Source organism: Pseudomonas guineae (assembly GCF_900113745.1).
Classification (GTDB): domain Bacteria; phylum Pseudomonadota; class Gammaproteobacteria; order Pseudomonadales; family Pseudomonadaceae; genus Aquipseudomonas; species Aquipseudomonas guineae.
The window spans coordinates 1,654,733-1,673,001 of the sequence record NZ_FOQL01000001.1 but is presented as its reverse complement, the minus strand read 5'-3'; the positions used below and the strand labels follow the sequence as shown (position 1 = coordinate 1,673,001).

Below are 18,269 nucleotides of genomic sequence, written 5' to 3'. Positions count from 1 at the left end.
ATATGCGCCCTTCTCTTATTGCTCCCCTGCTCGCACTGAGTCTGACTGCGTTTTACGCCAGCGCACGCGATACCAATGAAGTAGTGACAGCCGATCGCCAAGATCCGGCCGTTTCCGCAGCCGTGCGTCAGGCTCAGGCAGGCCTGGCGGACTTTCTCACCCTGGCCGCCAAGCCACCGGCCAATACCCGCGATTTCAAGGTGCAAGTTATGGCCGAAGACAGCAACGGTATTGAAACCTTTTGGGTCACACCCTTCCGCGCGCTTGAGCAGGGTTTTATCGGCACCGTGGCCAACGAGCCGCGCATCGTCAAAAGCGTGACCTGGGGCCAGCAACTACGCTTTACCCGCGAGCAGATTACCGACTGGGGCTACCTGAAAAACGACCGCCAGGTCGGCAGCTTCACCATCTGCGCGCTGTTCAAAGAGATGCCCCCCGAACAGGCGGAGTACTACCGCAGCCAGCATGGCTTTGACTGCTGAGCGCCACAAAGCCGAAGCCTGCACCGCCTCGGCTCTCTCGCTTAGCCAGACTTAGAGCTGCCACGTTAGGCAGCAGCATGGGTATTGCCATGCTCAACCCACCCTACGAACTATGGTCAATCCGCAGGTTTATGCGGATTACCAGCTATCCGCCTGGACCAATGACGCACGGGTAGGTCTAGCTTAAGATTATTGAGCGATCATTCAGAACTGTATCTAATGCCACTCAATGATCCTTTAGGAGACTGCGCCATGGGCCACGTCATCAACCGCAGCTTGCTCCACCTACGGCGTTTGACTGTCAACCTGGTCACCTATCCCGAAGGTCATCGCGTGATGCGCCACAATGACCCGATGGGTAACGGTAGCTACTACAAGCTCAATGTTGTGTTGATCAAACCTGGAGAAGGTGGCGTTTTCGAAACAGATCGTGTGATTTTCTCCATTTTTAACCGAGTTTTCCTGTTTCGTCCTGATCTATACGATCACAGCGTATCGACCATCATGCGCGGCAAACGTGTATTACTGAGTATCGCGCTGCATGCACCTTGGGGTTCCACTGCCCAAGGCTAACGACCCACACATCGCATCGGGCCTGAAGGCTTACTCAGCAAGTAGGGTGGACAATGCTTTGTTTGTCCACCTTAGGGTCATGCCGATGGTGGATGGATAAAGCGTCATCCACCTTACGAAGCGTTCTTGCGCAGCAGATAGCTATCCATAATCCACCCATGCTGCTCGCGCAGTTCGGCGCGGCGGGTGCGGATGGTGTCGGCGACTTCACTTAGCGGACCGGCAATCAGCACTTCGTCCGGGGTGCCGATATACGCGCCCCAGTAGATGTGCATGGACTGGTCGGCAAAGCATTGGTAGGTGTCCTGGGCGTCGAGCATCACCAACACGCTGTCCACGCCCTCGGGAAAACCGCCTTCGGCTAGGCGCCGCGCCGGGGTGATCTGGAAGGCCTGGCCGATGCTGTTGAAGCAGACCTTATGCTTGGCCGCCAGAGCTTGCAGGCTGGTGATGCCGGGGATCACTTCGTATTCAATCGGATCCAAGCTGTTGGCCACGATCTGTTCGACGATGCGCAAGGTACTGTCGTACAGCGCCGGGTCGCCCCAGACCAGAAAAGCCCCGGTTTCGCCGTCGCTCATCTGCTCGCGGATCATGCCTTCGAACACCTGCTGCTTGTCCTGATTCAGATCGACCACGCTGCCGTGATAGTCCGGCACATCGCGCACCCGCTCCGGGCACTCGGCGCTGACAAAGCGGTAGTCGCGACCCTTAATAAAGCGCTCGCAGATGGTCTTGCGCAGGCCGATCAGGCTGTCCTTGGCGCTGCCTTTGTCCATCAGGAAGAACACGTCCGTGCGGTTCAGCGCGTTGATCGCCTGCACGGTCAAGTAGTCCGGGTCGCCGGCGCCGATGCCGATTATCAGAAGGGTTTTCATGGGGTTGTCTCCAGGCTGCCGGCCAGTACCGGCAGCGAATCAATATGTCGGTAGTCTGCGCCCAGCTCAGCCGCCAGTTGCCGGGCGCGGCCGAGGCGGATCGGTGCGCTTTCGATATCCACCAGCAGCGCCGAGCAGGCGCTTGGCGCTAACGCCAGCCAGTCGCGCAGACGGCCGTCGGTGATGATCAACAACCGCTGCGTTTCACCCGGATGTAAGCGCTGACGCCGCGCCTGCCAGTCGGCCGCTTGTTGCAGCGCATCAAACAACGGTGTGCCGCCGCCTGCGCCCAATTCGGCGAGCCATTGTTGCAAGGCCTGGGAGGCTTTCTGGCCCTGCCACAGCCACTGCGCCTGACGGCCGGTGGCGTGCAATAAAGCCAGGCGCGCGCGCTGGCGGCGGGCCTGCTCGAACACTTCACTGAGCAAGCCCTTGGCTTTGCTCAGCGCACCATGGCGGCGGGTCGAGGCCGAGGCATCGACGATTACCAGCCAGAGTTCAGCTGGTTTACTGCTGCGCGGTCGTAATAGTAAATCCTGGCGGCAGCGCGGACGGCCCTTAAGCAGGCTCGCCGGCCAATCGATACGGCCCGTCGCGCCACTGCGACTGGCACCGTTGCGACCATTGCCGAGTGTGCCGGGAGCGGCCCGGGCATCCGCGCCTGGGGCTGTGCGCGGGCGGATGCCTAGGGCTTTTTTGTCCAGCGGGGCGGTTCACGCCGAACGTCTACATGCTGTGCGTGTGCAGGTAATTCGCCCCACTGGCCCTCGCCTTGCGGCGCTTGTGGCTGTTCGCTGGGGGCGCTCTTGTCGGGTTGCGACTGAGGCTGCGGTGGCTGCGCAGCTGGCGGCGGACTATTACGCCGACGGTGAAGCAAAACGAACTCTGCTACGGCGTCGATATCCTCGGCCTCAATTCGTTCAACACCACGCCAGGCGGCATGCGCCCGGGCGGCGCGCAGCCAGACCAGATCAGCACGCAAACCATCGACCGCAGCAGCAAAGCAGCGCTGGCTGATTTGTTCCAGGGCGGCGTCATCTAGCGGAATCGCCGCGAAGCGCTCGCGGGCACGTTGGCAACGGCTATACAGCTCATCTTGCTGCGCCTGCCAGCGCTTAAGAAAGGCCTGCGGGTCAGCATCAAAGGCCAGTCGGCGGCGGACGATCTCGGCACGCTGCTCCGGTTGCGGCTGGGCGTCCAGTGCCAGATTAAGGCCGAAGCGGTCGAGCAATTGTGGCCGCAGCTCGCCCTCTTCAGCGTTCATGGTGCCGATCAGCACAAAACGCGCCGCATGCCGATGGGAAATGCCGTCGCGCTCGATATGGTTAACCCCGCTGGCGGCGGCATCCAGCAGCAGGTCGACCAGATGATCCGGCAGCAGATTAACCTCATCCACGTAGAGCACGCCGCCATTGGCTTTGGCCAGCAGACCCGGGGAAAACTGCGCGCGACCCTCGCCCAGCGCGGCGTCGAGATCGAGGGTGCCGACGATGCGCTCCTCGCTCGCGCCCAATGGCAGGGTGACAAAGGTGCCGCTGGCTAGCAGATCGGCCAAGCCACGGGCCAGGGTCGACTTGGCCATACCGCGCGGCCCTTCGATCAGCACGCCGCCAATCGCCGGATCAATCGCCGCCAGGCACAGCGCCAGCTTTAGGTCTTCAGCACCGACCACGGCGGCGAGGGGGAAATGGCTATCGGTCATGGTTGCAGTCCATCAGGTTGGCGTAGGGTGGACGACGCTTTTCTCGTCCACCATGGCGGTGTGTTGGTGGATGGATAAAGCGCCATCCACCCTACGACTCTTCGCTATCAATCAGCAGGTTTTCCAGCGTCTCGCGGTACTCGCCCGGAGCCTGCCAGAGGCCGCGCTGCTGGGCTTCGAGCAGGCGTTCGATGATGTCCTGCAGGGCACCGGGGTTGTGCTGCTGGATAAAGTCGCGGGTGTTTTTGTCGAGCACGTAGGCGTCGGTGAGCAACGCGTACTGGTGGTCGTCGACCAGCTCGCTGGTGGCGTCGAAGGCGAACAGGTAGTCGACGGTCGCGGCCAACTCGAACGCGCCTTTGTAGCCGTGGCGCTTCATGCCCTCGATCCACTTGGGGTTGGCCGCGCGAGCGCGCACCACGCGGTTGAGTTCTTCCTTCAGGGTGCGGATGCGCGGGGTATCCGGCTGGCTGTTGTCGCCGTGGTAGCTGGCCACTTTGCCACCGCGCAGGGTTTCCACCGCCGCGAGCATGCCGCCCTGGAACTGGTAGTAGTCGTTGGAGTCGAGGATGTCATGCTCGCGGTTATCCTGGTTGTGCAGCACCGCTTGCATCTGCTCCAGGCGCTCGGCGAACTGTGCACGCGCCGGGGTGCCTTCGCTGTGTTTGCCGTAGGCGTAGCCGCCCCAGTTCAGGTAGACCTCGGCGAGGTCTTCGCGGGTTTGCCACAAGCGTTCTTCGATGGCGTTCTGCACGCCGGCGCCATAAGCCCCCGGCTTGGAGCCGAACACGCGCCAGCCAGCCTGTTTGCGTGCCTCGGCTTCGTCCAGACCGCTGTCCTGCAGGGTCAGGGATTCACGCCAGACCCGCGCCGACAGCGGGTTCATGTCTTCGGGCTCATCGAGATCCACCACCGCCTGCACGGCATCATCGAACAGGCGAATCAGGTTGCTGAAGGCATCGCGGAAGAACCCGGAAACGCGCAAGGTCACGTCCACCCGTGGGCGGCCGAGTTGCGCCAGCGGCAGCACCTCGAAGCGTTCAACGCGTTGGCTGCCGGCCTGCCACACCGGGCGCACACCCATCAGCGCCAGCGATTGGGCCATGTCATCGCCGCCGGTGCGCATGGTCGCCGTGCCCCACATCGACAGGCCGAGCTGGCGCAGGTGATCACCGTGATCCTGCAAATGCCGTTCAAGCAGACGATCCGCCGCCTGCACGCCGATGCGCCAGGCTGTCGGCGTCGGCAGGTTGCGCACATCGACGCTGTAGAAGTTGCGCCCGGTAGGCAGTACATCCAGGCGACCACGACTCGGCGCACCACTTGGCCCGGCGGGCACAAAACGTCCAGCCAGGCCAGATAACAAACCGTGCATCTCGGCATCGCCGCAGGCGTCCAAAAGGGGCGCGATCTGCTCACGCAAGCGCTGCAGTACCTGAGCACTGGCTGCGCCAACAGCTGCCGTGTCCGTAGTCTCGATCAGCTGCAACGCCAACAGCTCCAAACGCTCGCGGGTATCGCCGGCGCTGCGCCAGCTGTCATCGCTCAGATCCTGCAGCAAGGCCGGCCTTGGCCCAGGCCAGGGCGCGGCCATGTCGCAGTCGAGCGGGTCGAAAGCCAATTGCAGATCGCTGGCCAAGGCGCGTAACAGACTGGCATTGCCGCCCTGGCCATCGCCACGGGGAATACGCAGCAGCGCCAGCAGGGTGTCGCGGCGCAGCGTGCCGGCCGGTGATTCGCCGAATACGTGCAGGCCGTCGCGGATCTGTGATTCCTTCAAATCACACAGATAAGCGTCGAGCTGCGGCAGCCAGCTGTTGGGGTCTTCGTTGAGTTGCAGGCCCAGTTCGCGATCCAAGCTGGCCTCGCGCACCTTGAGCAAAATCTCGCCACGCAGCTCGGCGGCGCGGCGCAGGTCAAGCTGGCTGGCCTCGTAATACTCGTCGGCCAGGCGCTCCAGATCGCGCAGCGGGCCGTAGCTTTCGGCGCGGGTCAGCGGCGGCATCAGGTGGTCGATGATCACCGCCTGGGTACGCCGCTTGGACTGCGCACCCTCGCCCGGATCGTTGACGATAAACGGGTAGATATTCGGCAGCGGGCCAAGAATCGCGCTCGGCCAGCATTGTTCGGATAAGCCGACACTCTTGCCCGGCAACCATTCCAGATTGCCGTGCTTGCCGACGTGGATCACCGCATCGGCGGCAAAGGTTTTGCGCAACCAGCAGTAGAACGCCAGGTAGCCGTGCGGCGGCACCAGATCGGGGTCGTGATAGACCGCGGCTGCATCCAGCTGATAACCGCGCGCCGGCTGGATGCCGACAAAGGTCAGGCCGAAACGCAGGCCGGCGATCATCAGCCGCCCACTGCGGTACATGGGGTCGCATTGCGGCTCGCCCCAACGTTCGCGCACCGCCTGCTGATTGGCTTCGGGCAGACTGTGGAAGAACGCCAGGTAGTCGTCCAGCGCCAGGCTTTGCGCGCAGGGCCGGTGGTCGAGGTTGTCCAGATCGTTGGTCACGCCGCCAAGCAATTGGTGGATCAGCGCAGTGCCCGTGGCCGGCAGCGCGTCAACCGGGTAGCCCTGCTGCTGCATGGCCTGGAGGATATTCAGCGCTGCCGCCGGGGTGTCCAGGCCGACGCCATTGCCGATGCGCCCATCGCGGGTAGGGTAGTTGGCCAGCACCAGGGCGATGCGCTTGTCGGTATTAGGCTTATGCGCCAGGGCAATCCAGTTGCGCGCCAGCGCGGCGACGAAATCCATCCCTGGCAGATTTGGCTGATAACAGACCACATCGCTCTGGCTGCGCTCGCTACGCCAGGCCATGCCTTTGAAGCTGATCGGTTGGGTAATCAGCCGGCCATCCAGCTCGGGCAGCACAACGTGCATGGCCAGGTCACGCGAGCCTAAGCCCTGGGCGCTGGCGTGCCACTGCTCATGGTTATCCAAGGCGCAAATGGCTTGCAGCACCGGGATGTCGCGGCGGAAGGGTCGCTCGCTCGGTGCTTCCGGGTTGGACAGGGCGAACGCGGTGGTGTTGATGATCAACGCCGTGTCGGTGTCGTCCAGCCAGGTTTCGACCTGGGCCAGGCAGGCAGCTTCCTTGAGGCTGGCCACGGCAATCGGCAGCGGATTGAGGCCTTGGGCCTGCAAGCGCTGGCAGAACACATCAATAAATCCGGTATTCGCCGCCTGCACCTGGGTGCGGTAGAACAGCAACGCCACCACTGGCGCGCCGGCCTGCCAATTAAGCTGCCAGTCGGCCAAACAGCCAGTGACCTGCTGTGGATGGTAGATGCCTACACGCGGCAACGGTTGCGGCTCACCCCAGGCGTAGTCACGTTGCAGCCAATGGCTGGCGATGCAGTTGAACAGCTGCTGCGCATTAACCGCCCCGCCCTGACGGAGGAACTGCCAAAGCCGCTCGGCATCCACCTGCGGCACATTGCTCAGGCCCATCAGCTCAGGGTCGGGGTTGTCACAGCCAGGCACCATGATCACCCGCGCGCCGCGCTCGGCCAGTTCAACCAGACGCTCGATGCCGTAGCGCCAGTAGCTGACACCGCCGTGCACGGCAATCAGGATGACCTTGGCGTGCTGCAGCACCTGCTCGACGTAGAGGTCCACCGAGGCGTGGTTGCTCAGCTGCGCTGGGCTGGCCAGGCGCAGGCTCGGGTAATCCGCCGGCAACTGCCGCGCCACCTCAGCCAGCAACGACAGCTGCGAATCGCCGGTACAGAGAATCACCAGCTCAGCCGGGGTCTGGCCGAGGTCGGCAATGCTGTCGAGCGGCACTTGGCTGCCGGCTTGGGTGCGTATCAGATGCATGCGGTTTAGTTCGCCAGTGCGGCCTGCAATTCAGCGGTAATGGCCGCTTGATCCAGCTGCTGACCAATCACGATCAAACGCGTCACCCGCGCTTCATCGGCCTGCCAGGCGCGGTCGAAGTGCTTATCAAATCGCTGACCCACGCCTTGCAGCAGCAAACGCATCGGCTTAGCGGGAATCGCCGCAAAGCCTTTGATACGCAGGATGCCGTGCTTGGCCACCCCATCCTTCAATGCGCCCAGCAAGCGTGCTTCCTCGGCCTCCGGTAGTTCCACCTGGAACGAGTCGAATTCGTCATGATCGTGGTCTTCATGCCCTTCCAGGTCATGGTGGGTTTTGCGTGCATCGATGTGCAGCTCAGTCTCGCAGTTCAGGCCCAGCAGCACGTCCAGCGGCAGTTCTCCGCCATGGGCTTCGATGATTTTCACCGCTGGCGGCAGCTCTTCCGCCACTTCGGCGCGCACCGCCGCCAACGCAGCGGCGTCGAGCAGGTCGGCTTTATTGAGGATGACCAAGTCGGCGCTGGCCAGTTGGTCGGCGAACAGCTCGTGCAGCGGCGATTCATGGTCAAGATTCGGGTCGAGTTTGCGCTGCGCATCAACCTGATCGGGGAAAGCAGCAAAAGTGCCAGCAGCCACAGCCGGGCTGTCGACCACGGTGATCACCGCGTCCACCGTGCAGGCGTTGCGGATTTCCGGCCAGTTGAAGGCTTGTACCAACGGCTTGGGCAGGGCCAGGCCGGAGGTTTCAATAAGGATATGGTCCAGCTCACCGCGCCGAGCCACCAACTCGCGCATCACCGGGAAGAATTCTTCCTGCACGGTGCAGCACAGGCAGCCGTTGGCCAGTTCGAAGATCCGCCCGTTGGCCTCTTCTTCACTGCAACCGATGGAGCACTGCTTGAGGATTTCGCCGTCGATGCCCAGCTCGCCGAACTCGTTGACGATCACCGCGATACGACGGCCGTCGGCGTGGCCAAGCATATGCCGGAGCAAGGTGGTTTTACCGGCGCCGAGGAAGCCAGTGACGATGGTGACGGGAAGTTTGCCGAGGGTTTTCATGGCGAGTCCTGCATAGCGTCGAAAGAAAGACGAGCAGGAGGCGGCACAGACATGACAGCCACGCAGGCGTCAGCCAACACCACCGGATCACCCCGCCCGATTGTCGAAAACGTAACGAGGCAGGTCTCCTGGCTCACGGTCTGCGCGTTGCGCGACCCTTCTACCTTCCCGCCTGCGGCAGTGGTGTATTGAAGGGCTTTGGACCGTTTACAGTTGCGGGGGCAGCCAAGGCATTCACCTTGTTCCCTCTTAGCTCCATGGGCGCGCCCACGAAGAACCTCGAACGCGGCAAGGCTACGCAGACCACGGCGGCCGGTCAATCACGGTTGACCGCTGCAGGTCGCCATGGTGAGCTACGTCGCCTTACACACCGAGCAACCTTAATGATTTCCAGCGCTGCCAATACCGCCGTGATTCAGGTGGTCGCCGGGTTAGGCTGCCGCCGCGGCTGTAGCCTGGAAGACTTATCCACACTACTGATCGACAGCCTGCAGGCGCAGGGTCTGACTGTGGATAACCTCGCGGGGCTGGCGAGCATCGCGCACAAACGCGATGAGCCTGGGCTGCTGGCATTGGCTGAGCGCCTCGGCCTGACGCTGACCTGCTTCAGTCCTGAAGAGCTGTCGCCCTATCAACATCTCGTTCAAGCTTGCGCACTAACCCTGGCCGCCACCGGCAGCCCGGCCGTCGCCGAACCCTGCGCCTTGGCATTGGCCGAGCACTTGGGCGGCCACGTTGCTCAGCTACTCGGCAGTAAAACCCGTAACGCCAGCGCCACTTGCGCCCTGGCGTCGATTTCAGCCAAGGACATTGCATGACTGTTTACTTTATCGGCGCCGGCCCCGGCGACCCCGAGCTGATCACCGTCAAGGGTCAGCGCCTGTTGCGCAGCTGCCCGGTGATTCTCTACGCCGGCTCGCTGGTGCCCGAGGCGGTACTGGAAGGCCACAGCGCCGAGCAAGTGGTCAACACCGCCGAACTGCATCTGGATGAAATCATCACGCTGATTGCCCAGGCGCATGAACAAGGCCAGGACGTCGCCCGCGTGCATTCTGGCGATCCGTCACTGTATGGCGCGATTGGTGAGCAGATCCGCCATCTGCGCCGACTGGCAATTCCCTTCCAGATTATTCCTGGGGTCACCGCCACAGCCGCCTGCGCCGCCCTGTTGGAAAGTGAGCTGACTCTGCCGGAAGTGTCGCAAACCCTGATCCTCACCCGCTATGCGAGCAAGTCAGAGATGCCTGCTGGCGAACAATTGGCTGACCTGGCCCGCCACGGCGCGACCATGGCCATCCACCTCGGCGTGGTGCACCTAAGCAAAATTGTCGCTGAACTGTTGCCGCATTACGGCTCAGACTGCCCGATTGCCGTGGTCCACCGCGCCAGCTGGCCGGATCAGGATTGGGTCAGCGGCACACTGGCCACCATCGAGGAACAGGTGCGCAGCAAGGGCTTTCGCCGCACTGCACTGATTTTAGTGGGCCGGGTGCTGCATGCCGAACAGTTTGCTGACTCGGCGCTGTACAACGCCGAGCATCGCCACCTGTTCAGATCGTCTGACGCCTGAGAGCTTGTCGGCTACTTCACCGGCGCAACAGACGTCGTGTGAGTAACAGCAGATCATCCAGCGCCGGTACGCTGGCCAGCAGCACCAGAAACAGTGCCAAGGGCACAGTGGCGATGTAGCCCAGGTAGTTAAAGCCCAGCGCACCAACAACCCCACCAAGGAAAAAATTCAGGGCCAACAGGCTGAGCACCCATAAACGCTGACGGTCCGCCACAACCCGGCCGATATCTGGCCCGTGGCTGCGATTCCAGTACAGCAGTTTGCCCAACTCAATACCGATGTCAGTGATGATCCCGGTGATATGGGTGGTGCGAATTTCAGCCTTGGAGAGCTTGGTGATCAGTGCGTTCTGCAGGCCCATGATGAAACACAGCAACATCACGGTCAGAGGCACGAACAGGCCGGTAATTTGCGCCAGGGTTGCCCCGAGAAAGCCGAAGCACAGCAGCAAAACGGCCTCAAGCAGCAACGGCAAGGCGTACTCGCTGTGCAGGCGCTGGCGCCGCGAGTAGTTGATCATCAGCGTCGAACAGGCGGCGCCAAGGAGAAACGACAGCACCGCGCCGAGGCCTCCCCAGAGCAGATCATGTGCGCCCACGGCGATGTTGTCGGCCATGGCCGAGACGATGCCGGTCATATGCGAGGTGTATTGCTGCACGGCGAGAAAGCCGCCGGCATTTATCGCACCGGCAACAAACGCCAACGCGAACCCTAAATGTCGATTAGCCGCTGCACTGCGTTCGCGGCCGGTCAGACGTCTCGCATAACCAATGGGCATACATGATCCTCAAAGATGGATCTCTGCACCCTTAATACCCAGTAGCCGCAACTCTTCGATCAGGCCATTAAGGTCGGCGAAGGACTCCACCTGTTCCTGCTGATCAACCAGAAAAAAACTGGTGCCCGCACCTTTCTTCAACAGCACGATCCATTCCCGGGGGTTAGCCGGGTTGGCGATGATATGGGTATCAAAGGACGCGCCTTGCGCCTGCTTGGTCTTTATCTCTTCACGCTGCATTAGCTGGTCCCTGTTTACTCAACCGTAACGCTCTTGGCCAGGTTACGTGGCTGGTCAACGTCGGTGCCTTTAAGCACGGCCACGTAGTAGGACAGCAACTGCAACGGAATAGTGTAGAGAATCGGCGCCAAAGCATCGTGGATGTGCGGCATGTTCACCACATGGGTGCCCTCGCCATTGCGCATACCGGCTTGCTCATCGGCAAATACCAACAGCTCGCCACCGCGGGCGCGCACTTCCTGTAGGTTGGATTTAAGTTTTTCCAGCAGCTCATTGTTCGGCGCCACGGTGACCACCGGCATATCGCTATCAACCAACGCCAACGGGCCGTGCTTGAGTTCGCCAGCCGGGTAGGCTTCGGCGTGGATATAGGAGATTTCCTTGAGCTTGAGCGCGCCTTCCATCGCTACTGGGTACTGCGCGCCACGGCCGAGGAACAGGCTGTGGTGCTTCTCAGCGAACAGCTCGGAAACCTTCTCCACCACGCTGTCCATGGCCAGCGCTTCGCCAAGACGGGTTGGCAGGCGACGCAACTCTTCCACCAGCTCGGCTTCTAGGGTTTTATCCAGCGTGCCGCGCACCTGACCGAGGGACAGGGTCAGCAACATCAGCGCGACCAGCTGGGTGGTGAAGGCCTTGGTCGAGGCAACGCCAATTTCCGGGCCGGCCTGGGTCAGCAAGGTCAGGTCAGATTCACGCACCAGCGAGCTGATACCGACGTTGCAGATCGCCAGGCTGGCCAGATAACCGCCCTTGTCCGGTGCATGTTCTTTAGCGTTACGCAGCGCGGCCAGAGTGTCGGCGGTTTCGCCAGACTGGGAAATGCTGACAAATAGGGTGTCTGGCTGCACCACCACCTTGCGGTAGCGAAACTCGCTGGCCACTTCGACCTGGCAGGGAATCCCGGCCAGACCTTCCAGCCAGTAACGCGCCACCATACCGGCGTGGTAACTGGTGCCACAGGCGACGATTTGTACGTTGCGCACCTTGCCGAAGAGTTCTGCGGCTTGCGGCCCGAACGCTTGTACCAGCACGTGATCGGAGCCCAGACGGCCTTCCAAGGTGCGCTGCACCACCTTGGGCTGTTCGTGGATTTCCTTGAGCATAAAGTGGCGGTACTCGCCCTTGTCGGCAGCCTCCGCACCTTCGTGGTACTGCACGCTTTCGCGCACCACAGGCTGGCCGGCGGCGTCCCAGATCTGCACGCTGTCGCGCTGAATCTCAGCAATGTCGCCTTCTTCCAGGTACATAAAACGGTCGGTGACCTGACGCAATGCCAGCTGGTCGGAGGCGAGGAAATTCTCACCCAGGCCCAGGCCAATCACCAACGGGCTACCACTGCGGGCAGCGAGCAAACGATCCGGCTGTTTGGCGCTGATCACCGCCAGGCCATAGGCACCATGCAACTGCTTGACGGCTTCTTTCAGGGCAGCGGTGAGGTCTGGCTGGATTTTCAGGGTGTGATTGAGCAGGTGCACGATCACTTCGGTGTCGGTATCCGAGCTGAATACATAGCCCAGACTTTTGAGCTGTTCGCGCAGCTCTTCGTGGTTCTCGATGATGCCGTTGTGCACCACGGCCAAATCGTGACCGGAGAAATGCGGGTGGGCATTACGCTCGCTCGGCGCGCCATGGGTGGCCCAACGGGTATGAGCGATACCCAGGCGCCCGGCTAGCGGCTCCTGACTGAGTGCAGCTTCCAACTCACTGACCTTGCCAACACGGCGGCTGCGATGCAGTTCGCCCTGATCGTTGAGCAACGCCACACCGGCGCTGTCGTAGCCGCGGTATTCCAGGCGCTTGAGGCCTTCAACCAACACGGCGGTGATATTACGTTCGGCGACTGCGCCTACAATGCCACACATAAACTTCTCCTTAAGCCTCGACGCTAGCGCAGATCAATTTGATGCCGCGTTCGGTCAATTGTTCACGGGCCTGGTTATCCAGGCGCTCGTCAGTTATCAGGGTATGGATGCCGCTCCAGGGCAGCTCCAGGTTGGGAATCTTGCGGCCGATCTTGTCGCTTTCGACCATTACCACCACTTCACGGGCGACATCGGCCATCACCCGGGACAACCCGAGCAATTCGTTAAAGGTGGTGGTGCCACGACTCAGGTCGATACCATCTGCACCGATAAACAACTGGTCAAAATCATAGGAACGCAGCACTTGTTCGGCCACCTGGCCCTGGAACGACTCCGAATGCGGATCCCAGGTGCCACCGGTCATTAGCAGTATGGGCTCATGCTCCAGTTCGCTGATGGCGCGGGCGACATTCAGCGAATTGGTCATCACCACCAGACCGGGCTTATGGCCGAGCTGCGGAATCATTGCGGCGGTGGTGGTGCCACTGTCGATGATGATCCGTGCGTGCTCACGAATGCGCGCCACACCGGCACGGGCGATGGCTTGCTTGTATTGCGAGATGGGTTGAACGTCGCTGATCAACTCTTGCGGCATAGTCACGGCGCCGCCGTAACGACGCAGCAGCAGGCCACTCTTTTCCAGGGCGGCGAGATCCTTGCGAATAGTCACTTCAGAGGTGGCGAAGGCTTTCGACAACTCATCCACACTCACCTCGCCTTGCTCAGCGAGCAGGGCAAGAATGGTGTGGCGACGTTGCGGAGTGTTGCGTTTCGACATGCTAAGTTTCGATTCGAAAGATATTGACGCGAATCAAAACCTAATCAAAGCATTCCGTCAAGCGTGAAACGACGTAGGGTGGATGGCGCTTTACTCATCCACCAAGCCAATCGATGGGTTAGCCCTAGGCGTAACCCATCGATTGGCAACATGGGTATCGCTACGCTCAACCCATCCTACGGCATCACTTCTTGATCTTTACCGGGCGCTTCCAGCCTTCGATATTGCGCTGCTTGGCACGGCCAACCGCGAGAGTGTTAGCCGGCACATCACCGGTAATTACCGAACCGGCGCCGGTGGTAGCGCGGTCGCCCAGGGTCACCGGTGCTACCAGCGCACTGTTGGAACCAATAAACACGTCTTCACCGAGTACAGTCTTGAACTTGTTAGCACCGTCGTAGTTACAGGTGATGGTGCCGGCGCCGATATTGGTGCGTGCACCGATTTCCGCATCGCCTAAGTAGCTCAGATGGCCTGCTTTAGCGCCCTCACCTAACGTGGCGTTCTTCAGCTCGACGAAGTTACCTACATGGGCCTTCGCGCCCAACACTGAACCGGGACGCAGTCGCGCGAACGGGCCACAATCAGCTCCCTCACCGACCTCGGCACCTTCCAAGTGACTGTTGGCTTTGATGATTGCACCTGTGCGCAAGGTGCTGTTCTTGATCACGCAATTCGGACCGATCTGTACACCATCTTCGATGATCACACAGCCTTCGAGGATGACGTTGATGTCGATCGTCACATCACGGCCTACCGTAACCTCGCCACGTAGGTCGAAACGCGCCGGGTCGCTCAGGGTTACGCCCTGCACCATCAAGCAGCGTGCCGCGCGGTACTGGTAGTGACGCTCCAGCTGCGCCAGCTGGATGCGATCGTTGGCACCCAAGACTTCCATTTCATCAGCGGCTTGTTCGGTTGCCACCACCAAACCATCAGCCACCGCCATGGCGATGACATCGGTCAGGTAGTACTCGCCCTGGGCATTGCTGTTGGACAGACGCCCCAGCCAATCACTCAAGCGTTTGCCGGGTACGGCGAGAATGCCAGTATTGCCTTCGCTGATCAGGCGCTGCTCGGCAGTCGCATCCTTGTGCTCAACGATGGCGTTGACCACGCCACTGCCATCACGAACGATGCGGCCGTAACCAGTTGGGTCATTCAAGTTGACCGTCAACAGCCCCAGCTGCTGTTCTGATACGCGCTGCAGCAAGCGCTCAAGGGTGCCGATTTCGATCAGCGGTACATCGCCGTAGAGAATCAGCACACGCTCGGCCGTCAGCGCGGGTAAGGCTTGGGCGACAGCGTGGCCGGTGCCCAGCTGCTCAGTTTGCAGCACGAAGTTCAAATCATCCGCGGCCAACTGCTCGCGTACCCGCTCTGCACCGTGGCCAATCACCACATGAATGCCTTGTGGCTTGAGCTGGCGTGCCGTGTTGATCACATGCCCGAGCATGGATTTACCGGCAATCGGATGCAGAACCTTGGGCAAGGCGGAGCGCATGCGGGTGCCTTGGCCGGCGGCGAGGATGACGATATCGAGCGACATAAGGGCAGATCCCAAGCAATAGCGGGTTGTTCCTTGTGGGCTAGGCCACTGCACAACCCGCAGAAAAGATGAAATGACAGACAAGAAAAAGGGTAGCCAAGGCTACCCTTTTACTCGTTTGCGATGAAGCGGCGAAATTAACCGCCGAACTTCTTACGCAACTGCTGAACGGTACGCAGCTGAGCTGCAACCTCGGCCAGATGAGCAGCCGCAGAGCCGTAATCGAACTCGGCACCTTGCTCATGCAGCGCTTTCTCAGCAGCCTGGAGGGCTAGCTGAGCAGCAGCTTCATCGATATCGGCAGCACGCTGCACGGTATCAGCCAGCACTTTGATCATGCTCGGCTGGACTTCCAGGAAACCACCGGAGATGTAAAACACCTCGGCTTCGCCACCCAGCTTGACCAGACGAATCGGGCCCGGCTTGAGGTCGGTGATCAGCGGCGCGTGACCTGGAGCGATACCGATATCACCCAGGTTACCGTGCGCAATCACCATCTCGACCAGACCGGAGAAGATCTCGCCTTCTGCGCTGACGATGTCGCAATGGACTGTCATAGCCATGTCTAACCTCACGTATCGATCTGCTTACACACTAACAGCTTGCAAACAGACCGTAAGCGCCCGTTGCCGGGCGCACGGGTGATTACAGTTTCTTCGCTTTCTCAACAGCTTCTTCGATGCTGCCAACCATGTAGAACGCCTGCTCTGGCAAGTGATCGTAATCACCTTTCAGAATGCCGCTGAAGCCGGCAATGGTGTCCTTCAGGGAAACGTACTTACCTGGCGAACCAGTGAAGACTTCGGCCACGAAGAACGGCTGGGACAGGAAGCGCTGAATCTTACGAGCACGGGATACCAGCTGCTTATCTGTTTCGGACAGTTCGTCCATACCCAGAATCGCGATGATGTCCTTCAGCTCTTTGTAACGCTGCAGTACGTACTGTACGCCGCGAGCTGTGTCGTAGTGCTCCTGGCCGATAACCATCGGGTCCAGCTGGCGCGACGTCGAGTCGAGTGGATCGACCGCTGGGTAGATACCCAGGGAGGCGATGTCACGGGACAGTACGACAGTGGCGTCCAAGTGGGCGAAAGTGGTCGCCGGGCTCGGGTCAGTCAAGTCATCCGCAGGTACGTATACCGCTTGGATCGAGGTGATCGAACCGGTCTTGGTCGAAGTAATACGTTCTTGCAGAACGCCCATTTCTTCGGCCAGGGTCGGCTGATAACCCACAGCCGAAGGCATACGGCCCAGCAGTGCGGATACTTCAGTACCGGCCAAGGTGTAACGGTAGATGTTGTCCACGAAGAACAGAACATCACGGCCTTCGTCACGGAACTTCTCGGCCATGGTCAGGCCGGTCAGTGCTACGCGCAGACGGTTGCCCGGTGGCTCGTTCATCTGACCGTAAACCAGGGCTACCTTGTCGAGAACGTTGGAGTCCTTCATCTCGTGGTAGAAGTCGTTACCCTCACGAGTACGCTCACCCACACCGGCGAACACGGAATAACCACTGTGCTCGATGGCGATGTTACGGATCAGTTCCATCATGTTTACGGTCTTGCCGACACCGGCACCACCGAACAGACCGACTTTACCGCCTTTGGCGAACGGGCAGACCAGGTCGATAACCTTGATGCCAGTTTCCAGCAGTTCGTTGGAGCCAGCTTGCTCAGCATAGGAAGGCGCGGCACGGTGAATGCCCCAACGCTCTTCTTCGCCAATCGGGCCAGCTTCGTCGATTGGGTTGCCCAGCACGTCCATGATCCGGCCCAGGGTTTTAACCCCAACCGGTACCTGGATACCTGCGCCAGTGCTAGCGACGTTCAGGCCACGCTTGAGGCCTTCGGTCGAACCCATCGCAATGGTACGTACCACGCCGTCGCCCAGCTGCTGCTGAACTTCGAGGGTGGTTTCGGCGCCGACTACTTTCAGCGCTTCATAAACACTCGGCACTTGATCACGCGGGAATTCCACGTCGATGACGGCGCCGATGATTTGAACGATACGTCCGCTACTCATCTTTGGTTCCTCTGACTTTTTTCAACCGTCTAACAGTTGAACCGTGCTTAAACCGCGGCAGCGCCGCCGACGATTTCCGAAATTTCCTGGGTGATCGCTGCCTGACGTGCCTTGTTGTAAACCAACTGCAGGTCTTTGATGATATCGCCAGCGTTGTCGGTGGCGTTTTTCATCGCGATCATCCGTGCCGCTTGTTCAGCCGCGTTGTTCTCAACCACTGCCTGGTACACCTGCGACTCCACGTAACGCACCATCAAGCCATCCAGCAGCTCTTTGGCGTCGGGTTCGTACAGGTAATCCCAGTGGTGCTTGAGTTCTTTATCCGGATCGGCCACCAGCGGAATCAACTGCTCCACTGTCGGCTTTTGCGTCATGGTGTTGATGAACTTGTTCGAGACCACGGACAAACGATCGATACGACCATCGAGGTACGCATCGAGCATTACCTTGACGCTACCGATCAGATCATTGATCGACGGTTCTTCGCCCAGGTGGCTGATCGCAGCAACGATGTTGCCACCAAAGTTGCGGAAGAATGCCGCACCCTTGCTGCCAACGACGCAGAGATCAATCTCAACGCCTTGCTCGCGATTGCTCGCCATGTCTTTAACCAGAGCCTTGAACAGGTTGGTATTCAGACCACCACACAGACCACGGTCCGAACTCACCACGACATAACCAACACGCTTAACGGCACGGTCGACCATGAACGGATGACGGTATTCCGGGTTAGCGTTGGCCAGATGACCAATCACCTGACGGATACGCTCCGCGTAGGGACGGCTAGCAGCCATGCGCATTTGTGCCCTGCGCATTTTGCTGACCGCCACTTTTTCCATGGCGCTGGTGATCTTCTGCGTGCTTTTGATGCTCGCAATCTTGCTGCGAATCTCTTTTGCGCCTGCCATTTGACACCTATCGGGTTAGCAAGCGGGGACCTTGCGG

At 60.4% G+C, this 18,269-nt stretch carries 17 protein-coding genes and 1 riboswitch; of the genes, 4 read left to right on the top strand and 13 right to left on the bottom strand.

The window, feature by feature from the left end:
* Window positions 1–2: 2 nt before the first annotated feature.
* Entirely contained in the window at window positions 3–482 is a 480-nt protein-coding gene (locus BMZ32_RS07555) for a YegJ family protein (RefSeq protein ID WP_090241007.1), read from the top strand.
* Between the two features lie 252 nt (window positions 483–734).
* Window positions 735–1,055: a 2OG-Fe(II) oxygenase gene (locus BMZ32_RS07550; protein WP_090241006.1), complete on the top strand. Its 321-nt coding sequence runs from the start codon at window positions 735–737 to the stop codon at window positions 1,053–1,055.
* A 113-nt stretch (window positions 1,056–1,168) separates the two neighbouring features.
* Here the strand turns inward: BMZ32_RS07550 and cobF are convergent, their stop codons facing one another.
* From cobF to cobW, 5 genes are all read right to left on the bottom strand, one after another.
* Entirely contained in the window at window positions 1,169–1,933 is a 765-nt protein-coding gene (gene cobF / locus BMZ32_RS07545; RefSeq protein WP_090241004.1) for a precorrin-6A synthase (deacetylating), read from the bottom strand.
* A complete protein-coding gene (locus tag BMZ32_RS07540) occupies window positions 1,930–2,616 on the bottom strand; it encodes a vWA domain-containing protein (protein ID WP_090241002.1) in 687 nt (228 codons plus the stop codon). Before BMZ32_RS07540 ends, cobF begins: the two co-directional genes overlap by 4 nt.
* Before the next feature lie 2 nt (window positions 2,617–2,618).
* Window positions 2,619–3,635, bottom strand: coding sequence for a magnesium chelatase ATPase subunit I (locus BMZ32_RS07535; protein ID WP_090241000.1), 1,017 nt, complete (start codon window positions 3,633–3,635; stop codon window positions 2,619–2,621).
* Window positions 3,636–3,726: 91 nt separating this feature from the next.
* On the bottom strand, window positions 3,727–7,461 hold the full coding sequence (cobN, locus tag BMZ32_RS07530; protein WP_090240998.1) for a cobaltochelatase subunit CobN: 3,735 nt from the start codon (window positions 7,459–7,461) through the stop codon (window positions 3,727–3,729).
* Between the two features lie 5 nt (window positions 7,462–7,466).
* The gene (gene cobW / locus BMZ32_RS07525; protein WP_090240996.1) at window positions 7,467–8,522 is read right to left on the bottom strand and encodes a cobalamin biosynthesis protein CobW; all 1,056 of its coding nucleotides are present in this window, start codon (window positions 8,520–8,522) and stop codon (window positions 7,467–7,469) included.
* Window positions 8,523–8,623: 101 nt separating this feature from the next.
* Window positions 8,624–8,819, bottom strand: a riboswitch (cobalamin riboswitch).
* Window positions 8,820–8,905: 86 nt separating this feature from the next.
* Here cobW and BMZ32_RS07520 point away from each other — a divergent pair.
* Both BMZ32_RS07520 and cobM read left to right on the top strand, forming a co-directional pair.
* Entirely contained in the window at window positions 8,906–9,340 is a 435-nt protein-coding gene (locus BMZ32_RS07520; protein WP_090240994.1) for a cobalamin biosynthesis protein, read from the top strand.
* Window positions 9,337–10,092, top strand: coding sequence for a precorrin-4 C(11)-methyltransferase (gene cobM, locus BMZ32_RS07515; RefSeq protein WP_090240992.1), 756 nt, complete (start codon window positions 9,337–9,339; stop codon window positions 10,090–10,092). Before BMZ32_RS07520 ends, cobM begins: the two co-directional genes overlap by 4 nt.
* A gap of 16 nt (window positions 10,093–10,108) precedes the next feature.
* Here the strand turns inward: cobM and BMZ32_RS07510 are convergent, their stop codons facing one another.
* The 8 genes from BMZ32_RS07510 to atpG form a co-directional block, all read right to left on the bottom strand.
* On the bottom strand, window positions 10,109–10,870 hold the full coding sequence (locus BMZ32_RS07510; protein ID WP_090240990.1) for a YoaK family protein: 762 nt from the start codon (window positions 10,868–10,870) through the stop codon (window positions 10,109–10,111).
* Window positions 10,871–10,879: 9 nt separating this feature from the next.
* Complete coding sequence (locus BMZ32_RS07505; protein ID WP_090240988.1) at window positions 10,880–11,110, bottom strand: hypothetical protein; 231 nt, start codon at window positions 11,108–11,110, stop codon at window positions 10,880–10,882.
* 14 nt (window positions 11,111–11,124) lie between these two features.
* On the bottom strand, window positions 11,125–12,975 hold the full coding sequence (gene glmS / locus BMZ32_RS07500) for a glutamine--fructose-6-phosphate transaminase (isomerizing) (protein ID WP_090240986.1): 1,851 nt from the start codon (window positions 12,973–12,975) through the stop codon (window positions 11,125–11,127).
* 10 nt (window positions 12,976–12,985) lie between these two features.
* A complete protein-coding gene (locus tag BMZ32_RS07495; RefSeq protein ID WP_090240984.1) occupies window positions 12,986–13,753 on the bottom strand; it encodes a DeoR/GlpR family DNA-binding transcription regulator in 768 nt (255 codons plus the stop codon).
* A gap of 184 nt (window positions 13,754–13,937) precedes the next feature.
* Complete coding sequence (glmU, locus tag BMZ32_RS07490) at window positions 13,938–15,302, bottom strand: bifunctional UDP-N-acetylglucosamine diphosphorylase/glucosamine-1-phosphate N-acetyltransferase GlmU (protein ID WP_090240982.1); 1,365 nt, start codon at window positions 15,300–15,302, stop codon at window positions 13,938–13,940.
* 137 nt (window positions 15,303–15,439) lie between these two features.
* Entirely contained in the window at window positions 15,440–15,865 is a 426-nt protein-coding gene (locus tag BMZ32_RS07485; RefSeq protein WP_090240980.1) for a F0F1 ATP synthase subunit epsilon, read from the bottom strand.
* 82 nt (window positions 15,866–15,947) lie between these two features.
* The gene (gene atpD, locus BMZ32_RS07480) at window positions 15,948–17,324 is read right to left on the bottom strand and encodes a F0F1 ATP synthase subunit beta (protein ID WP_090240978.1); all 1,377 of its coding nucleotides are present in this window, start codon (window positions 17,322–17,324) and stop codon (window positions 15,948–15,950) included.
* Window positions 17,325–17,371: 47 nt separating this feature from the next.
* Window positions 17,372–18,232, bottom strand: a complete 861-nt coding sequence (gene atpG / locus BMZ32_RS07475) for a F0F1 ATP synthase subunit gamma (RefSeq protein ID WP_090240976.1) — start codon at window positions 18,230–18,232, stop codon at window positions 17,372–17,374.
* Window positions 18,233–18,269: the final 37 nt, after the last annotated feature.